The organism is Hoeflea sp. 108, from assembly GCF_000372965.1.
In the GTDB taxonomy this organism is placed as follows: domain Bacteria; phylum Pseudomonadota; class Alphaproteobacteria; order Rhizobiales; family Rhizobiaceae; genus Aminobacter.
This window is the reverse complement of record NZ_KB890024.1, coordinates 2,452,896-2,474,992: the sequence shown is the minus strand read 5'-3', so window position 1 is coordinate 2,474,992 and position 22,097 is coordinate 2,452,896. Positions and strand designations below refer to the sequence as shown.

The following is a 22,097-nucleotide window of genomic DNA, read 5'->3' as shown; positions in this document are numbered from 1 at the left end:
CCTTATTCGCTCGATACACCGATGCGGCGCGTCGCTCGCAGCGATGAGGCGATGGCCGAAAAGCCGCTGCCCGGGCGCAGGCCTTCACGCATGAAGAAGGCGCGGATGGGGGAGAAGCCACCCAGAACGTTGAGGCCAAGGCCGCGGGCGAGCTGGGCGGGCAGCATGTCCGAAAGCAGCGACATGTTGAGCAGGTTGACGGCACTGGTGCGGGCCAGGATGTCGGGCCGGCGTGCCGCGTCATAAGCCTTGAGCGCCGTCGGCGCGCCCGGATCGGCCGCATGGTGCAGGGCAGTCTCAACGAGCTGGTCGACGTCGCGGATGCCGAGATTGAGCCCCTGGGCACCGATGGGCGGGAAGACATGGGCAGCCTCGCCGACCAGTGCGACGCGGTTCTGGGCGAAGCGAGCGGGCAGCGAGGTCGACAGCGGGTAGATCTGGCGGCCGCTGTCGATGGTGACGCGCCCGAGCATCGATTGCATCTGCCGTTCGACGCGCTGGGCAAGCGCATCGTTGTCGAGCCCGGCGAATTCGCGCGCCGTTTCCGGACGCAGCACCCAGACGAGGCTCGATCGGCGGCCAGGCAGCGGCACCACCGTGAACGGGCCGGTTTCGGTGTGGAACTCCGTCGACGTGAAACCGTGGTCGCGCGTATGGGCAAAATTCAGCACCAGCGCCGATTGCGGCAAAGCGCGCGCGCTGGCGGAAATGCCGGCAGCCATGCGCGCCGGCGAATTGCGGCCGTCGGCGGCAACCGCCAGCGGCGAAACGACAGTCGTGCCGTCCGAAAGGGCAGCGGTGACATGATCGCCCTCAAGCGTCCAGCCTTCAACCAGCGCCCGGCGCCATTCGATATCGGGATGGTGGGCAACTGCCTGTTCGAGCACGGCGTTGAGGACGCGATTCTGGAAATTGTAGCCGAAGTGATCCTCGCCGATCTCGCCGGCACGGAAGGTGACGATGGGGCTGCGGATCAGGCGTGCGGTGCCATCGACGATGCGCATGACCTTGAGTGGTGCGGCATCTGCCGACAGCGCACCCAGCACGCCAATCCGCTCCAGGACCTTCAGCGCGGGCACCATCAGGGCCGTGGTGCGGCCGTCGTCGGCTCGCGCGGGCGGGCCGGCGAGCAGAACGCCGAAGCCGGCATCGGCGAAAGCCAGCGCCGAGATCAGCCCGACGGGGCCGGTGCCGGCCACCAGGATACGGTTCGCTGATTTCTCGTTCGCCATGTGCAGTCCAAATCCGCCGGACCGTCGCCGGCTGCGTCATCGATAGTTTGGTTCTCCGATATATGGCAGGGCCAAGCCATTGATCAACGTGGCGATTGGGCTCATGCGCCGGCGGCTGGCACAAATCGCGCAGGGCTTACGCAACGTTCGTTGGGCACAAATGGCTTTCGGCTTGTATGAACTGCGGCCCTGCTATTAATTGCCGACGAAAGGGGATTGCATGGTGCTGGCCGTATCGAGCAATAGGGACCTTGCATTTCTCTTGCATGACCCTTGTCGTGCGCAAATAGCCGCCTGCGATGTCTTTCGAGACGACGGACGGAACTGGGCGGCAAACTTGATTGGCGAGGACCGTGAAGCCTAAAAAAGTCACATGGCCGCAGGCACGCGCCTTTTCGGTCCACCTCCTCACAGCATCGGGCTCATTCCTGGCCTTCGTGTCGCTGGTCGCCGCGAGCGAGGAGCGTTGGACCGCTATGTTCTGGTGGCTGGGGCTCGCGCTGTTCGTCGACGGAATCGACGGGCCGATCGCGCGCAAGCTCGAGGTCAAGGAAATCCTGCCGACATGGTCGGGCGAACTGCTCGACAACATCATCGACTACGTCACCTACGTGTTGATCCCGGCCTTTGCGCTCTATCAGGGTGGTTTCATGGGCGAGGGACTGTCGTTCCTGTCGGGCGCCATCATCGTCGTGTCGAGCGCGATCTATTATGCCGATACGGGCATGAAGACGAAGGAGAACTTCTTCAAGGGGTTCCCCGTCGTCTGGAACATGGTTGTCTTCACCTTGTTCGTCATTCAGCCCGGGCAATGGGTGTCGTTTGCGGTCGTCCTCGTCGCCGGCATCCTGACCTTCGTGCCGATGAACTTCCTGCATCCGGTGCGCGTCGTCAGGCTCAGGAACATCAACCTGCCGATGACGCTGATCTGGTGCGCCTTCGGCGGATTGGCGCTGTGGCAGGGCATGGAAGCCAGCGAATGGGTCAAGATCGGTATCGCGATCAGCGGCATCTACCTATTCTTCATCGGTGGCGTGATGCAGCTCTTCCCCAATCTCGGAAAGCCCAATCTCGGAAAGAAGGACTGAGGCGTTGCCGAAAGCTCTGCGAGTTCATACCCATGGCGGGCCGGAAGCGCTTGTCTACGAGGATGTGGACGCCGGCAGCCCCGGTCCGGGCCAGGCCCTGATCAGGCACAAGGCGATCGGGCTCAATTTCCTCGACGTCTATTTCCGCACCGGGCTCTATCCGGCGCCTGCCGGAATGCCGGTGACGCCGGGTGGCGAGGCTGCTGGAGTGGTGCTCGAACTCGGTGAAGGCGTCGACTGGCTGAAGGTCGGCGACCGCGTCGCCTATGCCGTGCCGACGGGCGCTTATTGCGAAGAGCGGTTGATCGCAGCCGACAGGCTGGTGAAGGTGCCAGACGGCATTTCCGATGAGCAGGCGGCGGCCATGATGCTCAAGGGCATGACTGCCGAATATCTGTTGCAGCGGACCTTCAAGGTGAAGGCCGGCGACACGATCCTCTATCATGCTGCGGCCGGCGGCGTCGGCCTGATCCTTGGCCAGTGGGCCAAGCATCTCGGCGCGACCGTTATCGGTACGGTCGGCTCGGACGACAAGGGCGAACTGGCCAGGGCGCATGGCTTCGACCACGTCATCAACTATCGCGACAAGGATTTCGTCGCCGAAGTGGCAGCGATCACCGGTGGCAAGAAATGCGCCGTGGTCTACGATTCCGTCGGTGCCGACACCTTCCCCGGTTCGCTCGACTGCCTTAAGCCGATGGGCATGTTCGTGAGTTTCGGCCAGTCGTCTGGTCCGATCCCGCCGTTCAACATTTCGCTGCTGGCGCAGAAAGGCGCGCTCTATGCGACACGGCCGACACTGTTTGCCTACAATGCGCTGCGCGACGACCTTGTGCGTTCGGCAGACGCGCTGTTCGACGTGGTGCTGAAAGGGGCGGTCAAGATCAGGATCAACCAGCGTTATGCTCTGAGTGACGCGGGCCAGGCGCATGCCGATCTGGAAGGCCGCAAGACCACGGGGACAACCATACTTATCCCGTGAGTTTTCACTTTATTTCTTGAAGCTCTTTCAACTTGTGACATGCTTTGCTCCGAGAGCAGGACGCGCCTACCATGCTCTTGGGAACATAAAAAAGTAAGACAATGGGAGGCGTTGTGGACACAACCCCTTTAGCCAATGGTCCGAACCTTCTGGAGGTTCGAGGCCTGACGAAGATATTTGGCACGCTGAAGGCGTGCAATCAGGTCGACCTGACCATCGCAAAGGGTGAAATACACGCGCTTCTCGGCGAGAACGGCGCCGGCAAGTCGACGCTTGTGAAGATGCTGTTCGGTTCGCTCGAGCCCAATGCCGGTGAGATCCTGTGGAACGGCCAACAGGTGCGGATCACCAGCCCGGGCGTTGCCAAGAAACTCGGCATCGGCATGGTTTTCCAGCATTTTTCTCTGTTCGAGGCGCTGACCGCGGCGGAAAACATCGCGCTCTCGCTTGCCGACGACACGCCCATCGCCACCATTGCCGCCAAGGCGCGCGCGCTGTCCTACAGCTATGGGCTGCCGCTGGATCCGGAGTCGCTGGTGGGCGACCTGTCGGTCGGCGAGCGCCAGCGCATCGAGATCATCCGCTGTCTGCTGCAGACACCCGAACTCATTATCCTCGACGAACCTACCTCGGTGCTGACACCGCAGGAGGCCGACAAGCTGTTCGAGACGCTTGAGCGGTTGCGTTCCGAAGGTAAGTCGATCCTTTACATCTCGCACCGCCTCGACGAGGTCCGCCGCCTGTGCGACCGCGCCACGATCATGCGCCACGGCAAGGTGGTCGGCCATTGCGACCCGCGCCAGGAGACGCCGGCGTCGCTCGCCCGAATGATGGTGGGCAGCGACGTCAAGAACGCCGAGCGGACAACGGCTGCGACACGTGGCGAGGAACTGCTCAGCATCTGCGGCATGAGCCGCAAGCCTGCCGGACCGTTCTCGACGCCGCTCAAGAACATCTGGCTGAGCGTCGCCGGCGGCGAAGTCATCGGCATCGCCGGTGTTGCCGGCAACGGCCAGGGCGAATTGTTCGAGGCGATTTCGGGCGAGGCGCTGCAGGACAGTGCCGATGCCATCCGCATTCGCGGCAAGTCGGCCGGCCGGATGGGGATTTCGGCACGCCGTCTCTTGGGTGCTGCCTTCGTTCCTGAGGAGCGGCTCGGCCATGGTGCTGCCCCGCGCATGCGCCTGTCTGACAATCTCTTGCTGTCGCGGCACAGCACCGACGGCAAGGCCTTTGTCGGCGCGGCCGGCATGGTAAAGTCGGGCGCGATCCAGAAGGCGGCTCAGCGCATCATCGAGGTGATGGACGTGCGCAAGAGCGCGCCGGACCCCGAAGCTGCAGCGCTTTCGGGCGGCAATCTGCAGAAGTTCATCATCGGCCGCGAGCTCGATCGCAATCCATCGGTCATGGTGGTCAACCAGCCGACCTGGGGTGTCGACGCGGGTGCTGCCGCGCGCATCCGCCAGGCGCTAATCGAACTCGCCCGCAAGGGCTCAGCCGTGCTGGTCATCAGTCAGGATCTCGACGAGTTGTTTGAAATCTCGGACTCGATCGCCGTCATGCACAATGGCGAGCTGTCGAAGCCGATCCCGATTGCGGACGCGACGCTCGAACGCATTGGCCTCTTGATGGGCGGTGCCGAACCCGGTCACCTCGACCATTCGAAGGAGGTCGCGTGATGCGGATCGAACTCGTCAAACGTCCGGAGCGATCTGCGCTCTTTGCGGCACTCTCGCCGTTCCTTGCGCTTGCGCTGACGCTGATTGCCGGCGCGATCATGTTTTCGGTGCTCGGCAAGGACCCGGTCGAGGCGCTTTATTATTATTTCATCGATCCGCTGCGTGAGGTCTGGTCGCTCCATGAGCTTGCAGTGAAGGCTGCGCCGCTGATCCTGATCGCGGTCGGCCTGTCGATCTGCTACCTTTCCAACAACTGGAACATCGGCGCCGAAGGCCAATTCATCGTCGGCGCCATCGTCGGCTCGATCTTTCCCGTCATGTTCCCCGACTTCCAGTCGTGGGTCGTTCTGCCGCTGATGCTGCTCATGGGCATTGCCGGCGGTGCTGCCTATGGCGCCATTCCGGCCTATCTCAAGGTGCGGTTCAACACCAACGAGATCCTGACCAGCCTGATGCTGGTCTATGTGGCGCAGCTGTTCCTCGACTGGATGGTGCGCGGTCCCTGGCGCAACCCGGCCGGCATGAACTTCCCGGAGACGCGGACCTTCAGCGCCGCGGCAACGCTGCCTGAGATCTGGTCGGCCTCGGGCCGTGCCAACTGGGGTTTTGTCTTCGCCATCGTGGCAGCCGTGGCCGTCTGGTTCATGCTGTCGCGCACGCTCAGGGGCTTTGAGGTGCAGGTGCTGGGACAGAGCCCGCGTGCCGGCAAGTTTGCGGGCTTCTCGTCATCCAAGATGGTGTTCTTCGCATTCCTTCTGTCCGGTGGCCTTGCTGGCCTCGCCGGCATCTCGGAAGTGTCGGGCGCCATCGGCCAGCTGAGGCCGACGATTTCGCCCGGCTATGGTTTTGCCGCGATCATCGTAGCCTTCCTTGGGCGTCTCAACCCGCTCGGCATCGTTGCCGCCGGCCTGGTGCTGGCGCTGTCCTATCTCGGCGGCGAGGCGGCCCAGATTTCGATCGGCGTCTCCGATAAGGTGGTGCGCGCTTTCCAAGGCATGCTTTTGTTCTTCGTGCTCGCCTGCGACACGCTCATTCTCTACCGCATCCGCTTTGTCGGCTCCTCCGCTCCAAAGACCGTGGAGGTCACGCAAAATGTTTGAAGGTATCCTGATAACGATTGCGACGGCGGCAACCCCGCTTCTGATCGCAGCCGTCGGCGAACTGGTGGTCGAACGCTCCGGCGTTCTCAACCTCGGCGTCGAGGGCATGATGGTGATGGGGGCCGTGACCGGCTTCGGCGTGGCGCTCGCCACTGAGTGTCCATGGCTCGGCGTGCTCGCCGCCATCATCGTCGGGGCGCTGTTTTCGCTGCTGTTCGGCTTCCTGACGCTCACGCTGGTGACCAACCAAGTGGCGACCGGCCTTGCGCTGACGCTGCTTGGCCTTGGCCTGGCAGGCATGCTGGGCGAGAGCTTCGTCGGGCTGCCGGGCGTGAAGATGGATTACGTATACATACCCGTGCTCACCGACCTGCCGATGGTGGGCAGGCTGTTCTTCGGCCAGGATCCGCTGTTCTACGTCTCGATCCTGCTGACCGCCGGCGTCGGATACTTCCTGTTCAAGACGCGCGCCGGCCTTACCCTGCGCTCGATTGGCGACAATCACACCTCGGCACATGCGCTCGGCATCAAGGTCATCGCCATCCGCTATATGGCGGTGATGTTCGGCGGTGCCTGTGCCGGCTTGGCAGGCGCCTATCTGTCGCTGGTCTACACGCCGCAATGGAACGAAAACATGACTGCCGGGCGCGGCTGGATCGCGCTGGCGCTGGTCGTGTTCGCGTCCTGGCGGCCATGGCGGGTGCTTGCGGGCGCCTATCTGTTCGGAGCGGTTTCGATCGGCCAGCTGCATGCCCAGGCTTTGGGCATCGGCGTGCCGTCGCAACTGCTTTCTTCTCTACCCTATCTGGCAACCGTCGTGGTGCTTGTGCTCATTTCGCGCAACAGGCGACTGACGATGGTGAACACTCCGGCTTCATTGGGGCGGCCGTTTGTGCCAGATCGCTAAGGGCATGGTCGCCATCTCGAATCTGTCAGGCGGATTTCGAGGACGACCCTGTCTCTGGGACTATAAAAAGGATGGGATAGTGCCCCGGGCAACCACTAAGAGGAACAAAAGCATGAAGAAGACAATTCTGTCGCTGGCCGCGGCCGCCGCCGTGATGTCGTTCGGCACCATTGCCGCCGAAGCCAAGGTCAAGGCCTGCTGGATCTATGTCGGGCCGATCGGTGACTTCGGTTATTCCTACCAGCACCACCAGGGCCTGCTGCAGGCCAAGGAGAAGTTCGGCGACCAGCTCGAGACCGCCTATCTCGAAAGCGTGCCGGAAGGTGCGGACGCCGAACGTGCCATCGAGCGTTTTGCTCGTTCGGGCTGCAACATCATCTTCGCGACCTCATTCGGCTACATGGATCCGCTGAACAAGGTTGCCGGCAAGTTCCCGGATGTGAAGTTCGAGCACGCCACCGGCTACAAGCGCGAGCATCCAAACGTCTCGACCTACAACTCGAAGTTCCATGAAGGCCGCTATGTGCAGGGCGTGATCGCCGCCAAGGAATCGAAGGCTGGCGTCGCCGGCTACATCGCTTCCTTCCCGATCCCTGAGGTCGTGATGGGCATCAACGCCTTCATGCTGGGCGCGCAGTCGGTCAACCCTGACTTCAAGGTCAAGGTCGTGTGGGCCAACACCTGGTTCGACGCCGGCAAGGAAGCCGACGCCGCGAAGGCGCTGATCGACCAGGGCGTCGACATCATCACCCAGCACACCGACTCGACGGCCCCGATGCAGGTTGCGACCGAGCGCGGCATCAAGGCCTTCGGCCAGGCTTCGGACATGATCAAGTTCGGCCCGAAGACCCAGCTGACCTCGATCGTCGACGACTGGGGTCCGTACTACATCGAGCGCATCCAGGAAGTCATCGACGGCACCTGGAAGCAGAGCGACGTCTGGGGCGGCATGAAGGAAGGCCACGTCGTGATGGCGCCTTACGCCAACATGTCGGACGAGACCAAGAAGCTGGCCGAGGAAACCGAAGCCAAGATCAAGTCTGGCGCCTTCAACCCGTTCACCGGCCCTGTGACCAAGCAGGACGGCACCGAGTGGCTGAAGGCCGGCGAAGTGGCGCAGGATTCGGTGCTGCTCGGCCTGAACTTCTACGTCAAGGGCGTGGACGACAAGCTGCCGCAGTAAGCGGATCGATATCGGCTGCGAGACATCTCGCAGGTCAAGGAAAGCCCCCGGTTTTGCCGGGGGCTTTTCGTTTCCGGCGTCGTGCAGCTGGCGCCTAGTCCAAATGGACCTGTATGCCTGACGGCGCAGAGACATTTTGGGCCTATCGCAGCCAGCCCCCGGGATGACCATGAAGACACATGAATTCGTCTGCAGTTCGCACACCATCAGCGGTGTGATTCCGGGCGGCCCGGTCGCTTCGCGCCATGGCTTTGCCGAGCGCGTCGAGGCCTGTGCTGCGGTCGGCTACACTGGCATGTGCCTGCATTTCCGCGACTACGCGGAGCAACGCGCCAAGGGTTTCGGCGACGGCGAGTTGCGCGCCATCCTCGATGCCCATGGCATGAAGCATGTGTCGGTCGAGTTCCTGACCGACTGGTTCATGGACGGCGAGGAGGGAGCGGTTTCGCGACGCAACGAGGAGACCGCCTTTCGGGCGGCGACGGCCTTCGGCGCCAAGGTGGTCAATGTCGGACCCGATCTCGGCGAGCGCGGCATTTCGCTGGAGACCATGCAGCAGAAATTCCATGAACTCTGTAGTCGGGCAGCGGAACACGAGGTGACGATCGCGCTGGAGCTGGTGGCCTGGGGCAATGTCCGTGACGTCGATACGGCGCTTGATATCATCGGCGACATTCCCAATGCCGGGCTCGTCATCGATTCGTGGCACCTCTTCCGCGCCGGAGTGCCGCTCGCCGATCTCAGGCGGATATCTGCCAACAAGGTCCTGTGCGTGCAGGTCAATGACGCAGACAGCGTACCTGTTGGACTGCCAGCAGTGGAGACCATGAACCGCAGGCTGTGCGGGCAGGGTGGTTTCGATCTCACCGCTTTCGCTGCGACGCTGGACGCAATGGGCGTTTCCGTGCCTTTCAGTGTCGAGGTCATCTCGCCCAATCTCGCGGCCCTTGGTCTCAATGAAGCGGCGAATGTTTCGTTGGATACGGCTCGGGACTGCTTTTGCTGACTTGCCGGCATCACCAATTCGGGGGGCGATGGCGGTGGCAAGGACGTTGCCGGTCGACCATCTCCAGCCCCTTGCGCAGGACAGCCAAACGCTGCGTTTGCATGCAATTGTCGTTAGTCCGTTCGAACGATGTTGCGACTGCCGATGGCACGCATAAGCTGACCTCAAAATACCCCTTCCTCGTCAGCGTTCCGGGCTTGCCCGCGGTGCAGGCAAGGCAGGTTCATAAGTGAGGTCAGGGAGGCGAGCTTATGCTCAGCGAAATACTGATCATCGTGATACGCGGGATCGCCATCGGGTCGATCTTTGCCACCATCGCGATGAGCTTCAACATCGTCCATGGGGCGACGAACATCTTCAACTTCGCCCAGGGCAACATGTTCATACTGGGCGGTTTCGCGGCATATTTCCTGGCCAATCAGGTCGGTCTCGGCCAGTGGAGCCTGATGCTGCTGCTGACGGGGCTTGGCATTGCCGCCGTCGTAGCCTTCCAGGGCTACATCACGCTTTTGCCGCTGCGCTCGTCGGTCGAGCAGGACAGTTGGCTGATTTCCACCGTTTCGGTCTCCGTCATCGTTGCAGCGCTTCTGATGATCACGCAGGGGCCGTTCGCCTATTCCGTCCAGAGCGTCGTGCCGAGCTTCCGCATCTTGGGAACGCGCACGCCGGGCGCCTATGCTCTGGCGATCGCGGCAATGATCTTCTGGTTCTTCGCGTTGCGCTTTTTCCTGCGCAAGACCTTCATCGGCCTCGCCATCAGTGCATTGTCGCAGGATTTTGACGCTGCCCGCGCGGCCGGTCTTCCGGTGCGCCGGCTTCAGCTCATCTCGTTTGCAATCAGCGGCCTGATGGTCGGCACGGTCGGCTTCCTTGTTGCACCCGTCATTTCGGTCAGCCCCGACGCCGGCTTGAAATATGTGCTCAACGGCTTCGTTGCTGCCGTTGTCGGCGGTATCGGCTCCAATGCCGGCACGCTGATCGGCGGCCCGCTTGTGGGTGTGGTAGCGATGCTGACGGCCTACAAGGTCGGCGGTGCCTATCAGGACCTGGCGTCGCTGCTGGTTCTGGTGCTGATCCTGATGTTCCGGCCGCAGGGCCTGTTCGGGCGCGTCGGCGCAAGGCGGGTGTGACCATGCAGATAGCCACAAGCATACAAACCGGACCCGTTTCCATGGCCGAGACCAAGCCGAAAGGCCGCTTCAACTCCGACCTGACGCAGGTCTGGATCGGCGTGGCGCTGATCGCCATCACCGGGTTCGGGCCCGTCATCGCCGGCAATTCCTACTGGATTCACACGTTCCAGCTGGTGAACATCTACATCGCCGCGGCCATCTTCCAGAACATGCTGTTCGTCGATGCCGGCCAGAAGTCGTTCGGCCAGGGCGCAATCCTCGGCCTTGCCGCCTATGTCGCGGCGATCCTCTACGGCCTGCATGGCTGGTCGTTTGGCGGCGCCTCGATGGGCGGCATCGTCGCCGCCATTCTCGGCGGCCTGCTGTTTGCCTTGCCGGCGCTGCGCGTGCAGGGCTTCCATCTCGGCTTCGTCACCATGAGCGCGGCAATCGTCTTCCCGCAGCTTCTGGTGACGCTCGACAAGTGGACCAACGGCATCAACGGCATCAGCGTCACGGTTCCGGCGCTCACCAACCCTCTGGTCTTCGGCATGTCGCCGCTGGCGATTGCGGTCGCCGTGTTCCCGATGATCGCGCTTGCCTCGCATTACCTGATCCGCCGCTCGAAGCTCGGCCGCAGCATGTTCGTGGCAGCACTCAGCCCGGAGGCGGCGCGTTCTCTCGGCATCAAGCCGGGCGTGATGCGCTTCACGGCCTTCATCATCGCCTCTATCGGCACCGGCATCTGCGGCATCCTCTACTTGCCGACTGTTGCCTTCGTCAGCCCGCAAGGCTTCAACATCGAGCTATCCTTCGTCTTCTTCTTCGCCGTCGTCGTCGGCGGACGCGGCCAGATGCTCGGTCCCATCATCGGCATCTGGATCGTCTACATCCTGCCGAACATCCTGCTGGCCGGTTTCGTCGAATATCGTCTCTTGATGTATGGCTGCCTGACGCTTCTCGCCGTCATGGCCTTCCCAGATGGCATCGTCGGCTCCGTCGAGCGGCTGCGCGCCAAGCGCAAACAATCAGGTGGTGGCGAGCAGGCCTTCCGCATCGACGGCTTTCTTGCCGACCTGCAGGCCGGCAAGACGGTGCGCGAGCCAAGCGAGGAGATCGCGGTCGAAGTGCGCAACGGCACCAAGAAGTTCGGTGAGGTGGTGGCTGTCAGTGCCGTCGACCTCAAGGTCCGCAAGGGCGAGGTGCACGGCCTGATCGGCGCCAACGGCTCCGGCAAGACCAGCCTGCTCAACGTGCTGAGCGGCCTGTCGCGCCTGAACACCGGCTCGTTCATGATCAATGGCGTCGACGCCACCAACATGGCCGCCGACCGCATCGCCAATATGAGCCTCGGCCGCACCTTCCAGGCGCCGCGCATCTTCAGCCAACTGTCCTTGTGGGACAATCTGAAGATCGGCATGGACGCCCGCGTCGGTCCGGCCAGCGCCGATGTCACCGCACTCGCCAAGGCGATGGAGGAAAGCTTCGGCCAGGACAGCGCCAACCTGCTCTCGCACGGCCAGCGCCGCCTGGTGGAGGTAATGCGCACGGTGCTGAAGGAGGCGACCATCGTGCTGTTCGACGAGCCGGCCGCCGGCCTGTCGCAAAGCGAGCGCACCAACTTCGCCAATCTCGTCAAATTCCTGAGCCGCCAGATGGGGAAGACCGTCATCCTGGTCGAGCACGATCTCGACCTGGTTTGGGGCATTGCCGACACCATCACGGTGCTGGAGCAGGGCCGGGTGGTTTCATCTGGCAAGCCGGACGTGGTCGCCAAGGACCCGGCGGTGCAGCATATGTTCGTGGGGTCGCGCCATGCTTGAGGTCAAGAATCTGGTTGCAGGCTATGGCACCATCCCGGTGCTGCGTGAGGTGTCGCTGACGGCCAAGGCCGGCGAAATCTTGCTCATCGGCGGAGAGAACGGCGCTGGCAAGTCGACGCTGATGCGCGCGATCGCAGGCTTCAACAAGCCTGACAGCGGCGAGATCCTGCTCGACGGCAAAGCGATCGGCGGTCAGGCCCCAGAAAAAATCGCGCAGTCGGGCCTGCGCCTGGTGCTTGACGGGCACCGCGTATTTCCAGAGCTCAGCGTCTTCGACAATCTGCGCATGGGGGCTGCGGCACGCCGCGGCGACCGCGCCGGCTTCAACAACGCGGTCGAGGAGATCTATTCTGTCTTCCCGATCCTGAAGGAAAAGCAGAAGCTCTACGCCCGCGATCTCTCGGGCGGCCAGCAGCAGATGCTGGCGCTGGGGCAGGCCTTCATCGCCCAGCCCAAGGTGCTGCTCTGCGACGAGCCGTCGATGGGCCTTGCCCAGGCGCTGCTGCCGCCGATCCTCGCCTTCCTGCGCCGATGGGCGCAAACGGGCACGGCAGTGGTCATCGTCGAGCAGCATCTCGCTGTGACCGCTCCCTATGCCGATCGTGCCATGATCATCGAGCGCGGCCAGGTGAAGTTCTCCTGCCTCGCGTCCGAACTGGACGAGAAGCTGAACGCTCCGGTGGCCGCGGAGTAAGAGTTGATGAACGACGAAGGCGCGGTCAGGGACGCGGTTTTGGGCGCGAATGCCGGAGACCCCGACAGCGGGCCGCGCCCCTATATCAGCTACCGAGGGCAGGTCGAGCCGCACTGGCTCGACGTCAACCGGCACATGAACGTCTCCTGGTACGACCGCGTCTTCGACATCGCCGAAAGCGATCTGTTCGAGGTCTTCGGCATCCATGACGACTATATCAGACGCACCAGCTACAGCTTCTTCCGGCTTGAAAAGAGCGTTCGTTACGAACGCGAACTGATGCCTGATGCAAAGCTGGAAGCCCGCAGCCTCGTTCTGTGGACCGACCTAAAGCGCGTCCACCATTTTCACGAGTTGTGGAACATCGACCAGAACTACCGCGCGGCAACGGTGGAAGGCCTGTCGATCCATGTCGACCTGCGCCTGCGCAAGGCGGCCAGGATCGTCGAGGCTGCCGTCGCCGACCCTCTGACGAGGCTCGCCCAGGAGCATGCGCGCCTGCCTTGGCCTGTTGGCGTAGCGCGACGCGATTTCAGGAAACGGACGTGACCTTCAGCGACCTCGAGTTCGACTATGTGGTCGTCGGCGCGGGCGCCGCCGGCTGCGTGCTTGCCGCCCGGCTTTCAGAGAACCCCAATGTGCGGGTTGCCGTCATCGAGGCCGGCGGGCTGGACAAGGGCATGCTCATCCGCATCCCCGGCGCCAATGTCGTGACCGGCACGCATCCGGCCTACAACTGGAGCTACGAGAGCGAACCGGTGGAGGCATTGGGTGGACGCAAGCTCTACTGGGCGCAGGGCAAGCTTGTCGGCGGCTCGAGCTCGATCAATGGCATGATGTATATGCGCGGCCACCGCCGCGACTATGACAACTGGAAGGCGCTCGGCAACGATGGCTGGGGCTATGACGATGTCCTGCCCTATTTCAAGAAATCGGAGACCAACGAGCGCGGCGCCAACGACATTCATGGCGGCAGCGGGCCTATGCAGGTGTCGAAGGGGCAGGGCACGGCACCCGTCTGCGACATGTTCCTCGACGCGGCGGCCGGGGAATGCCTGCCGTTGACCGATGACCTCAACAAGGATGCGGCTGAGGCCTTCGGTCATGTCGACCTGACGATCGGCAAGGGCAAGCGCTCAAGCACGGCTGCGGCCTTCCTGCATCCGGCGTTGAAGCGTCCGAACTTGACGCTGATCGTCAATGCGCCAGTAAAGCGGGTGGTGATCGAGGCAGGGGGCGCGACTGGCGTGGTGTTCGCCCATGAGGGGCGGTCACGCGTGGCGCGCGCGGTCAAGGAGGTGATCCTCAGCGGCGGCGCGGTCAATTCGCCGCAATTGCTGATGCTTTCGGGCGTGGGCGAGGCGGGCAGCCTGCAGCGTCTCGGCATCAAGGTAAACGCGGACAGGCCCGAGGTCGGTCAGAACCTGCAGAACCACCCGATGTACCGGCTGATGTACACGACGACCAAGCCGGTCAGCGCCTACAATCACGTCAAACCGTGGGGCGCGCTGAAGGCTGGCGCTCAATATGTGTTGCAGCGACGAGGCGTGTTGAGCCGGGGACTGTTCCCGACATCAGGCTATTTCCACGCCATCGAAGGCGATCCTGGCAGCGAGATCCAGGTCTGCATGGCGCCGGCAACCGTGATCCGTCGAGGGCCGGGCGTGCTTGGCATCCTGCCACGGGAGCATGGTTTCACGCTGCTGCTGAACCACGGTTCGCCTTACAGCCGTGGGGAGGTGACGCTGAAGTCGGCCGATCCGATGGCGCATGCGGCGATCTCGCCGAACTATTTCTCCGATCCGCGCGACCTCAGGATCCTTGCAGAAGGAGCCGACCGGACCCGTGCGATCGTCAACCAGCCGGCATTGCGCAATGTGCTGGACAAGGAGTTGCTGCCGGTGCGGCCGATCCGCTCGCTCGACGACATCGCCGAGGACATACTGGCGACGGCGGTGACGCACTACCATGCCGCCGGCACCTGCCGGATGGGCGCGGATGCCGACTCGGTGGTCGATCCGCAGTTGCGGGTGCGTGGGGTCGAAAGGCTGCGCGTGGCCGATGCGTCGATCATGCCCGTTCTGGTCAATGGCAACACTTATGCTGCGACCGTGATGATCGCTGAGAAGGCTGCCGACATGATCAAGATGACGGCCTAGGCAGTTTGCCAACGAATTACGATATTTATCGAATGGACATGATGGAGTAGACGAGATGGAAAAGCGCGTTCTCGGCCGTACGGGCCTTGAAGTTTCAGTTGTCGGTCTCGGCTGCAACAACTTCGGCGGCATGATCAAGAGCCTCGACACCGAGGGGGCCCGCAAGGTGGTGCATGCGGCGCTCGATGCCGGCATCACGCTGCTCGACACCTCGGATTCCTACGGCGTCAATGGCGGATCGGAGATCACGCTGGGCGAAGTGCTGGGCGACCGGCGCAAGGATGTGGTGCTGGCGACCAAGTTTGCCTCGCCGCTCAATCGTGAAAAGAGCAATCGCTACAACGGCTCGCGCGGTTACATCATGGGCGCTGTCGAGGACAGCCTGCGCCGGCTCAAGACCGATTACATCGACCTCTACCAGTATCATTTCCCGGATCCGCAGACGCCGATCGAAGAGACGCTGAGAGCGTTGGACGATCTCGTGAAACAGGGCAAGGTGCGTTATCTCGGTTGCTCGAACCTGCCGGCTTGGATGCTGGTCGATGCCAGCTGGACCTCGCGCCACCACAATCTGCACGGCCTGCAGTCCACCCAGGCCGAGTACAACCTGATCTCGCGCAAGGCAGAAACCGAACTGTTCCCGGCAATGCGCCGCACCGGCATGACGCTGTTGCCCTATTTCCCGCTGGCGAGCGGCCTTTTGACCGGCAAGTACCGCAAGGGCCAGGCGCTGCCAGAGGACACGCGCATGAACATGGCTTATTTCAAGGCCGGCCTGACCGATGCCAATCTCGACAAGGTGGAGAAGCTGATCGGCTTCAGCGAGGCCCGCGGGCGCACCATCCTCGAGCTGGCGTTCTCCTGGTTGGCCTGCCAGCCGATCGTGTCCAGCGTGATTGCAGGCGCCACCCGTGCGGAGCAGGTTGTGGCCAATGCGGCAGCGGCATCGTGGAAGCTGACTGCGGTTGAGCTCGCCGAGATCGACACGATCTGCCAGTGATCGTGCGGCAAATGATTGTGCGGCGCACAAAGTTGGCCACGCGTTAGTCTCTTTGGACGATTGCGCCCCTTGGCGGGGAACGTAGTTTCCCGTCAGCTACCAAGTTGAATTGTCAGCGGAAACCCTTGATATGAGCGATCTGGTTGAGCCGCGTACGGCAGACATCACCTATGAGACGGGCGAGCCGGTTCTCTACGAAACCGAGGGGCCCATCGCCTGGGTGACGATGAACCGCCCGACGTTCAACAATGCCCAGAACTCGCAGATGACCTATGCACTCGACGACGCCTTCAAGCGCGCCGTCGACGATGACGCGGTGAAGGTCATCATCCTGCGCGGCGCGGGCAAGCATTTTTCGGCCGGCCACGACATCGGCACGCCGGGACGGGACGTCAACAAGACCTTTGACCGCCGCCTGATGTGGTCCGACCACACCAACAAGCCGGCGGCCGAAATGCTCTACACCAGGGAGCATGAGGTCTATCTCGGCATGTGCCGGCGCTGGCGCGACATCCCCAAGCCGACGATCGCGCTGGTGCAGGGCGCCTGCATCGCCGGCGGGCTGATGCTTGCCTGGGTCTGCGACTTCATCGTTGCCACCGACGATGCCTTCTTCCAGGATCCGGTGGTGCGCATGGGCATTCCCGGCGTCGAGTATTTTGCGCATGCCTTCGAACTGCCGCCGCGCGTCGCCAAGGAATTTCTGATGATGGGCGAACGTATGCCGGCGGTACGCGCCGAACAGTTCGGCATGGTCAACAAGGTGGTGAGCCGCGACGAACTGGAAGGCGCCGGCCGGGCCATGGCCGAAAAGCTGGCGCAGTACCCGCGCCTCGGCCTCTGGCTATCGAAGCAGGCGATCAATCATGTCGAAGACCTGCGCGGCAAGCGCACCGCCATGGACGCGCATTACCATATGCATCATTTCGCCCATGCCCAGAACGACCTGACCACCGGCAACACGCTGGGCGGGCAGGACGCAAAGAGCATGGCCGCCGCCAACAAGAAGCAGGCCGGCGAGGCCTGAGCCCGCCCGCTGACCAACGGGAATTTCCAAGCGTGGATCTTGATTACACCGACGAGCAGCAGGCCTTCCGCCAGGAAGTGCGCTCCTGGCTCGAGAAGCATGTGCCCGGCAAGCCGCTGCCGTCCTTCGACGCCAGCCGCGAGGGTTTTGAGGCGCATCGCGCCTGGGAACGCGTCCTGGCAGAAGGCCGCTGGGGCATGGTGACCTGGCCGGAGAGCTATGGCGGACGCGGGCTCGACCTGATCCAGTGGTTGATCTTCGAGGAAGAGTATTATCGCGCCGGCGCGCCGCTGCGCGTCAACCAGAACGGCATCTTCCTGCTCGGCCCAACGCTGATGGAATATGGCACGGATGAGCAGAAGGCGCGCTTCCTGACCTCGATGGCCTCAGGCGACGAGATCTGGGCGCAGGCCTGGTCCGAGCCGCAGGCCGGTTCCGATCTTGCTTCGGTGCGCGCGACGGCGGTGCTGGAAGGTGACGAATATGTGCTCAAGGGCCACAAGATCTGGTCGTCGCGCGCTGTGTTCGCCGACTGGGCTTTCGGCCTGTTCCGCACCGATCCGGCCTCGCAGCGCCACAAGGGCCTGTCGCTGATCTTCTTCCCGCTCAACGCTTCCGGTGTGCGGGTGCAGGCGATCCCGCAGATCGACGGCGAGACCGGTTTTGCCGAAATCTTCCTCGATGACGTCCGCGTTCCCGCCTTCAACCGCCTTGGCGGCGAGGGCGAGGGCTGGAACATCTGCATGGCAACGGCCGGCTTTGAGCGTGGCTTGATGCTGCGCAGCCCGGCGCGCTTCCAGGTGGCGGCGCGCAAGCTGGTCGAACTCTACAAGGCACACGAGGCCGAGGTCGAGCCGACAGTCAAGGCAGCCGTGCTGCAGTCCTGGATGGACGCGGAAGCCTACGCGTTGTCGATCTACGCCACTGCGTCGCGGCTCGCCGCTGGCGGCCATATCGGCGCCGAGGCCAGCACCAACAAGATCTTCTGGTCGGAAATGGACATCGCCATGCACAAGGCGGCATTGTCGATCCTGGGCGCGCGCGCGGAACTGCTGCGCAGCGCACCCGAGGCAGGCGACATCGGCCGCTGGCTGGACGGCTATTTCTTCTCGTTGGCCGGGCCGATCTATGCCGGCTCGAATGAGATCCAGCGCAACATCATCGCCGAGCGCATGCTCGGGCTGCCGCGGGCGTAAGGGGAGGCGAAAAGATGGATTTCCGTTTCTCCGAAGAACAGACGATGACGGCTGACGTTGTCCGCGAACTGCTCAATGACGTCTGCCAGCCGGCCGATCTGCGACGCCTGATGGGCGACGGCGCTGCGCGCGATGAGGAGCGTTGGGCCAAGATCGTGGAGATGGGCCTCGCCGGCGCGCTGGTGGCTGAAGGCAAGGGCGGGCTCGGCCTGTCGGCGATCGACTTCGTGCAGATCGCTGAAGCCTGTGGCTACGCCGGGCTGCCGGAACCGCTGGTCGAGAATGCAGGCGTGGCACTGCCGCTGCTTGCTGCCTTCTCTGAAAACGCCCGCGTGGCCGCATTGCTTGAACGTGCGCTGGCTGGCGAAGTGACGGTGACGGTGGCGCATCCGGCCAATCCGTTCGTCGCCGATGGCGATACGGCCGAGGCAGTGCTGGTCGTGCGCGACGGTGCCATGCATCTGGTCGAAACCGCCAAGGCAACGCTCGTGGCGCAGGCGAGCGTCGATCCGTTCCGCCGACTGTTCACGGTCGAGTTCGAGCCGAGCGACGCAACGCTGGTCGCCGGTGCCGATGAGGCTGGCGTCCCTCTTGCAGCCGCGCTCGACCGTGGCGCGCTGTTTGCCGCCGCCCAGATGCAGGGCATCGCCCAGCGCTGTGTAGACCTCGGCGTCGCCTATGCCAAGGAACGCCAGCAGTTCGGCAAGCCGATCGGCTCCTACCAGGCGGTCAAGCACCATCTGGCGACAGCCCAGGTGAAGATCGAGTTCGCCCGCCCGGTGTTGCATGCGGCTGCCGCGCAGTTGGAACAGGGCGATCTCTACAGCCGCGCGCGCATCTCGCAGGCCAAGCTCGCTTGCACTGATGCCGCCGATGTCGCTGCCCGCACCTCGATCCAGGTGCATGGCGCCATGGGCTATTCCTGGGAGGTGGACGTCCATTTCTTCCTCAAGCGCGGCATCGCCTTGACCAACTGGTGGGGCGGGACCGCCTTCCATCGCGAGCGCGTCGCCGCCCGCGTTTTTGCGCGTCCGCTCGGACCCGAACACACCTTTGCCAGAGAGGCCTGATATGCCTGAAGCCTATATCGTCGACGCCATCCGCACGCCGGTCGGACGCAAGAAGGGCTCGCTCGCCGGCTTCCATTCGGCGGATCTCGGGGCCCAGCCGATCAAGGCGCTGATCGCCCGCACCGGCATCGATCCGAATGCGGTCGATGACGTCATCTATGGCTGCACCGACACGATTGCCTCGCAGGCCGGCGACATTGCCCGCACCTGCTGGCTGGTGGCGGGCCTGCCGGACCATGTGCCCGGCGTGACCGTCGACCGCCAGTGCGGCTCGGCCCAGCAGGCGGTGCATTTCGCGGCGCAGGCCGTGATGAGCGGCACGCAGGACCTGGTGATTGCCGGCGGCGTGCAGAACATGAACATGATCCCGATGGCGTCCGCCATGCTGGTCGGGCCGCAGTTCGGCATTCCCGATCCGTTCAGCACCTCGCCGGGCTGGATTGCCCGTTATGGCGACCAGGAGGTCAGCCAGTTCCGCTCGGCCGAGATGATCGCCGAGAAATGGCAGTGCAGCCGCGATGAGATGGAGCAGTTCGCGCTCGAAAGCCATCAGCGGGCGATTGCCGCCATCGATGCAGGCCGGTTCACTGATGAGATCGTTCCTGTCGGCGACTTCGCCGTCGACGAGACGCCCCGCCGTGACACCTCGCTCGACAAGATGGCGACGCTGAAGACGCTGATCGAAGGCGGCCGCGTTCACGCCGGCGTGGCCAGCCAGAACGCCGATGCCTCCGCTGCGTTGCTGCTCGCTTCAGAACAGGCGGTGAAGGACCATAATCTCAAGCCGCGTGCTCGCATCCATCACATCAGCGTGCGTGGCGACGACCCGGTGTGGATGCTGACGGCACCAATCCCGGCGACGCGCCATGCGTTTGCAAGGACCGGTCTCAAGGTCGAGGACATCGATCTGTTCGAGTGCAACGAGGCCTTTGCCTCGATCCCGCTCGCCTGGATCAAGGATCTTAGTATTCCGCGTGACAGGGTCAACGTCAATGGCGGCGCGATCGCGCTGGGTCACCCACTCGGTGCGACGGGCGCGCGCATCATGACGACGATGCTGAACGAACTCGAGCGCCGCAACGGCCGCTACGCGCTGCAGACCATGTGCGAAGGCGGTGGCCAGGCAAACGTGACCATCATCGAAAGGCTCTGACCATGCCGTGCTATGCCTTCGAGGGCATCGTGCCGGTGGTCGACCCGTCGACCTACCTGCACCCGACGGCGGTGCTGATCGGCGACGTGACCATCGGCCCGCGCTGCTACATCGGCCCGGGTGCCTCGCTGCGGGGCGATTTCGGCCGCATCACCGTTGTTGGCGACGCCAGTGTCCAGGACAATTGCACCTTGCACACGGGCTCGGGCTCGGACTGCATCGTCGGACGCGGCGCGACTGTCGGCCATGGCGCCATCCTCCATGGCTGCACGGTGGGCGAGAATGCGTTGATCGGCATGAATGCCGTGGTGCTCGATGGTGCCGTCATCGGCGACGACAGCCTGGTGGCGGCACTCAGCCTGGTGAAAAACGAGGTTGTGACGCCTGAGCGCAGCCTGATCGCTGGCAATCCGGCCAAGGTGATCAAGGAAATGCCCGAGCAGGCGATCATCTGGCGCAACAATGGCGACGGCGAATACCAGCGGCTGGCCGACCGGTCGCTTGCCGATCTCGTGGAATGCGAACCGCTCCGCGTGGCGGAGCCCGACCGCAAGCGCAATGCCGGCAAGGCGCGCGCCGTGCGGCTGTCGACCAAGACAAAGTGAGAAGGACTGAGATGGCAGGGATCTGCGAAAATAGGGTTGTGATCGTCACCGGCGCCGGACGCGGCCTCGGCCGTGCCTATGCACTGGGCCTCGCGGCCGAAGGCGCCAAGGTCGTGGTCAACGATCTCGGCGTCGGCACCCATGGCGATGCGACGACGGAGACGCCGGCGCAGCAGGTGGTGGACGAAATCAAGGCGATGGGCGGCCAGGCTGTGGCCAATTATGACGACGTGACGGATTTCGAGGCTGGCGGCCGCATCGTCAAGGCAGCACTCGACGCCTTCGGCGACCTGCATGCCGTGGTCAACAATGCCGGCTTCGTCCGCGACCGCATGTTCGTGTCGTGCACGCCGGACGAATGGGACGCTGTGCTGCGCGTACATCTGCGCGGCCATTTCTGCGTCAGCCGCCATGCGGTGGACTACTGGCGCGCGCAGCAGAAGGCTGGCAAGCCGGTCGACGCCCGCATCATCAACACCTCGTCAGGCGCCGGCCTGCAGGGCAGCGTCGGCCAGAGCGCCTACTCGGCGGCCAAGGGCGGCATCGCGTCGCTGACGCTTGTGCAGGCGGCCGAGCTTCGCCGCTATGGCATCACCGCCAATGGCCTCGCGCCCAACGCCCGCACGCGCATGACCGAGACGGCCTTTGCCGAGGCCATGCAGGCAAAGGACGGCGAGTTCGACATCTTCGCGCCGGAGAACACCGCACCGCTGGTCGCCTGGCTGTGCAGTTCGGCGTCGGCCGATGTCACCGGCCAGATTTTCGAGCTGATCGGCGGCAAGATCCGCGTCTGCCTCGGCTGGAACGACGGGCCGGAGTTCGACAAGGGCAGCCGCTGGGACGCGGCCGAGCTCGGCGACCGGATCAAGGATCTGGTGGCAACGCGTCCGGCGTCGAAGGCCGTCTACGGCGCGTAGGCCAGCTATACCTGTCCAGGATTTTGGAAGGGCGTCGGGTAACCGGCGCCTTTTCCTTTTTCCGTGATGACGTCGGCAAATAGCACCGGCGACCAAGAAACAGCAGCGACGGCCAAGAAAAAGGGGCGGCGCTTGGCGTACCGCCCCTTTGGGAAAAAATTCTA

At 63.5% G+C, this 22,097-nt stretch carries 20 protein-coding genes; 19 read left to right on the top strand and 1 reads right to left on the bottom strand.

The genetic code is table 11. The features are described 5' to 3' along the window. Nucleotides 1-2 precede the first annotated feature (2 nt). Entirely contained in the window at nt 3-1,232 is a 1,230-nt protein-coding gene (locus B015_RS0112165; protein WP_018427970.1) for a UbiH/UbiF family hydroxylase, read from the bottom strand. Nucleotides 1,233-1,585: 353 nt separating this feature from the next. Between B015_RS0112165 and pcsA the strand changes: the two genes are divergently transcribed. The 19 genes from pcsA (at nt 1,586) to B015_RS0112070 (ending at nt 21,933) form a co-directional block, all read left to right on the top strand. Next, the gene (gene pcsA / locus B015_RS0112160; RefSeq protein ID WP_018427969.1) at nt 1,586-2,320 is read left to right on the top strand and encodes a phosphatidylcholine synthase; all 735 of its coding nucleotides are present in this window, start codon (nt 1,586-1,588) and stop codon (nt 2,318-2,320) included. Nucleotides 2,321-2,324: 4 nt separating this feature from the next. Beyond that, a complete protein-coding gene (locus tag B015_RS0112155; RefSeq protein ID WP_026227194.1) occupies nt 2,325-3,302 on the top strand; it encodes a quinone oxidoreductase in 978 nt (325 codons plus the stop codon). A gap of 113 nt (nt 3,303-3,415) precedes the next feature. Then, nucleotides 3,416-4,981: an ABC transporter ATP-binding protein gene (locus B015_RS0112150; protein WP_245262164.1), complete on the top strand. Its 1,566-nt coding sequence runs from the start codon at nt 3,416-3,418 to the stop codon at nt 4,979-4,981. Further along, nucleotides 4,981-6,081 (top strand): ABC transporter permease, encoded by a 1,101-nt coding sequence (locus tag B015_RS0112145; protein WP_018427966.1) that lies wholly within the window; start codon nt 4,981-4,983, stop codon nt 6,079-6,081. The genes B015_RS0112150 and B015_RS0112145 overlap by 1 nt, the downstream gene beginning before the upstream one ends. After that, nucleotides 6,074-6,988, top strand: a complete 915-nt coding sequence (locus B015_RS0112140; protein WP_018427965.1) for an ABC transporter permease — start codon at nt 6,074-6,076, stop codon at nt 6,986-6,988. The genes B015_RS0112145 and B015_RS0112140 overlap by 8 nt, the downstream gene beginning before the upstream one ends. Nucleotides 6,989-7,100: 112 nt before the next feature. Further along, entirely contained in the window at nt 7,101-8,171 is a 1,071-nt protein-coding gene (locus tag B015_RS0112135; protein ID WP_018427964.1) for a BMP family ABC transporter substrate-binding protein, read from the top strand. Nucleotides 8,172-8,340: 169 nt separating this feature from the next. Continuing rightward, the gene (locus B015_RS0112130; protein WP_157632718.1) at nt 8,341-9,177 is read left to right on the top strand and encodes a sugar phosphate isomerase/epimerase; all 837 of its coding nucleotides are present in this window, start codon (nt 8,341-8,343) and stop codon (nt 9,175-9,177) included. A 251-nt stretch (nt 9,178-9,428) separates the two neighbouring features. After that, a complete protein-coding gene (locus tag B015_RS0112125) occupies nt 9,429-10,307 on the top strand; it encodes a branched-chain amino acid ABC transporter permease (RefSeq protein WP_018427962.1) in 879 nt (292 codons plus the stop codon). Nucleotides 10,308-10,348: 41 nt separating this feature from the next. Then, a complete protein-coding gene (locus B015_RS0112120; RefSeq protein ID WP_018427961.1) occupies nt 10,349-12,112 on the top strand; it encodes an ATP-binding cassette domain-containing protein in 1,764 nt (587 codons plus the stop codon). Continuing rightward, nucleotides 12,105-12,806, top strand: a complete 702-nt coding sequence (locus B015_RS0112115; protein WP_018427960.1) for an ABC transporter ATP-binding protein — start codon at nt 12,105-12,107, stop codon at nt 12,804-12,806. The genes B015_RS0112120 and B015_RS0112115 overlap by 8 nt, the downstream gene beginning before the upstream one ends. A gap of 6 nt (nt 12,807-12,812) precedes the next feature. After that, nucleotides 12,813-13,355: a thioesterase family protein gene (locus B015_RS0112110; protein ID WP_018427959.1), complete on the top strand. Its 543-nt coding sequence runs from the start codon at nt 12,813-12,815 to the stop codon at nt 13,353-13,355. Continuing rightward, nucleotides 13,352-14,965, top strand: a complete 1,614-nt coding sequence (locus B015_RS0112105; protein WP_018427958.1) for a GMC family oxidoreductase N-terminal domain-containing protein — start codon at nt 13,352-13,354, stop codon at nt 14,963-14,965. Before B015_RS0112110 ends, B015_RS0112105 begins: the two co-directional genes overlap by 4 nt. Before the next feature lie 55 nt (nt 14,966-15,020). Beyond that, entirely contained in the window at nt 15,021-15,965 is a 945-nt protein-coding gene (locus B015_RS0112100) for an aldo/keto reductase (protein ID WP_018427957.1), read from the top strand. 130 nt (nt 15,966-16,095) lie between these two features. Next, a complete protein-coding gene (locus B015_RS0112095) occupies nt 16,096-16,992 on the top strand; it encodes an enoyl-CoA hydratase (RefSeq protein WP_018427956.1) in 897 nt (298 codons plus the stop codon). A 32-nt stretch (nt 16,993-17,024) separates the two neighbouring features. Continuing rightward, a complete protein-coding gene (locus B015_RS0112090; RefSeq protein WP_018427955.1) occupies nt 17,025-18,188 on the top strand; it encodes an acyl-CoA dehydrogenase family protein in 1,164 nt (387 codons plus the stop codon). A gap of 14 nt (nt 18,189-18,202) precedes the next feature. Then, the gene (locus tag B015_RS0112085) at nt 18,203-19,258 is read left to right on the top strand and encodes an acyl-CoA dehydrogenase family protein (RefSeq protein WP_018427954.1); all 1,056 of its coding nucleotides are present in this window, start codon (nt 18,203-18,205) and stop codon (nt 19,256-19,258) included. A 1-nt stretch (nt 19,259) separates the two neighbouring features. Further along, nucleotides 19,260-20,411: an acetyl-CoA C-acetyltransferase gene (locus B015_RS0112080; protein WP_018427953.1), complete on the top strand. Its 1,152-nt coding sequence runs from the start codon at nt 19,260-19,262 to the stop codon at nt 20,409-20,411. 2 nt (nt 20,412-20,413) lie between these two features. Beyond that, complete coding sequence (locus B015_RS0112075; RefSeq protein WP_018427952.1) at nt 20,414-21,016, top strand: hypothetical protein; 603 nt, start codon at nt 20,414-20,416, stop codon at nt 21,014-21,016. Nucleotides 21,017-21,027: 11 nt separating this feature from the next. Beyond that, complete coding sequence (locus B015_RS0112070) at nt 21,028-21,933, top strand: SDR family oxidoreductase (protein WP_026227193.1); 906 nt, start codon at nt 21,028-21,030, stop codon at nt 21,931-21,933. The last annotated feature ends 164 nt before the right edge of the window (nt 21,934-22,097 follow it).

Excerpts from the sequence above, each read along its gene's own strand:
- B015_RS0112100 (WP_018427957.1), top strand. The coding sequence starts at position 15,021 with ATGGAAAAGCGCGTTCTCGGCCGTACGGGCCTTGAAGTTTCAGTTGTC.
- B015_RS0112120 (WP_018427961.1), top strand. The coding sequence starts at position 10,349 with ATGGCCGAGACCAAGCCGAAAGGCCGCTTCAACTCCGACCTGACGCAG.
- B015_RS0112130 (WP_157632718.1), top strand. The coding sequence starts at position 8,341 with ATGAAGACACATGAATTCGTCTGCAGTTCGCACACCATCAGCGGTGTG.
- B015_RS0112080 (WP_018427953.1), top strand. The coding sequence starts at position 19,260 with ATGCCTGAAGCCTATATCGTCGACGCCATCCGCACGCCGGTCGGACGC.
- B015_RS0112085 (WP_018427954.1), top strand. The coding sequence starts at position 18,203 with ATGGATTTCCGTTTCTCCGAAGAACAGACGATGACGGCTGACGTTGTC.
- B015_RS0112125 (WP_018427962.1), top strand. The coding sequence starts at position 9,429 with ATGCTCAGCGAAATACTGATCATCGTGATACGCGGGATCGCCATCGGG.
- B015_RS0112110 (WP_018427959.1), top strand. The coding sequence starts at position 12,813 with ATGAACGACGAAGGCGCGGTCAGGGACGCGGTTTTGGGCGCGAATGCC.
- B015_RS0112140 (WP_018427965.1), top strand. The coding sequence starts at position 6,074 with ATGTTTGAAGGTATCCTGATAACGATTGCGACGGCGGCAACCCCGCTT.
- B015_RS0112135 (WP_018427964.1), top strand. The coding sequence starts at position 7,101 with ATGAAGAAGACAATTCTGTCGCTGGCCGCGGCCGCCGCCGTGATGTCG.
- B015_RS0112115 (WP_018427960.1), top strand. The coding sequence starts at position 12,105 with ATGCTTGAGGTCAAGAATCTGGTTGCAGGCTATGGCACCATCCCGGTG.
- B015_RS0112145 (WP_018427966.1), top strand. The coding sequence starts at position 4,981 with ATGCGGATCGAACTCGTCAAACGTCCGGAGCGATCTGCGCTCTTTGCG.
- B015_RS0112095 (WP_018427956.1), top strand. The coding sequence starts at position 16,096 with ATGAGCGATCTGGTTGAGCCGCGTACGGCAGACATCACCTATGAGACG.
- B015_RS0112165 (WP_018427970.1), bottom strand. The coding sequence starts at position 1,232 with ATGGCGAACGAGAAATCAGCGAACCGTATCCTGGTGGCCGGCACCGGC.
- B015_RS0112070 (WP_026227193.1), top strand. The coding sequence starts at position 21,028 with ATGGCAGGGATCTGCGAAAATAGGGTTGTGATCGTCACCGGCGCCGGA.
- B015_RS0112075 (WP_018427952.1), top strand. The coding sequence starts at position 20,414 with ATGCCGTGCTATGCCTTCGAGGGCATCGTGCCGGTGGTCGACCCGTCG.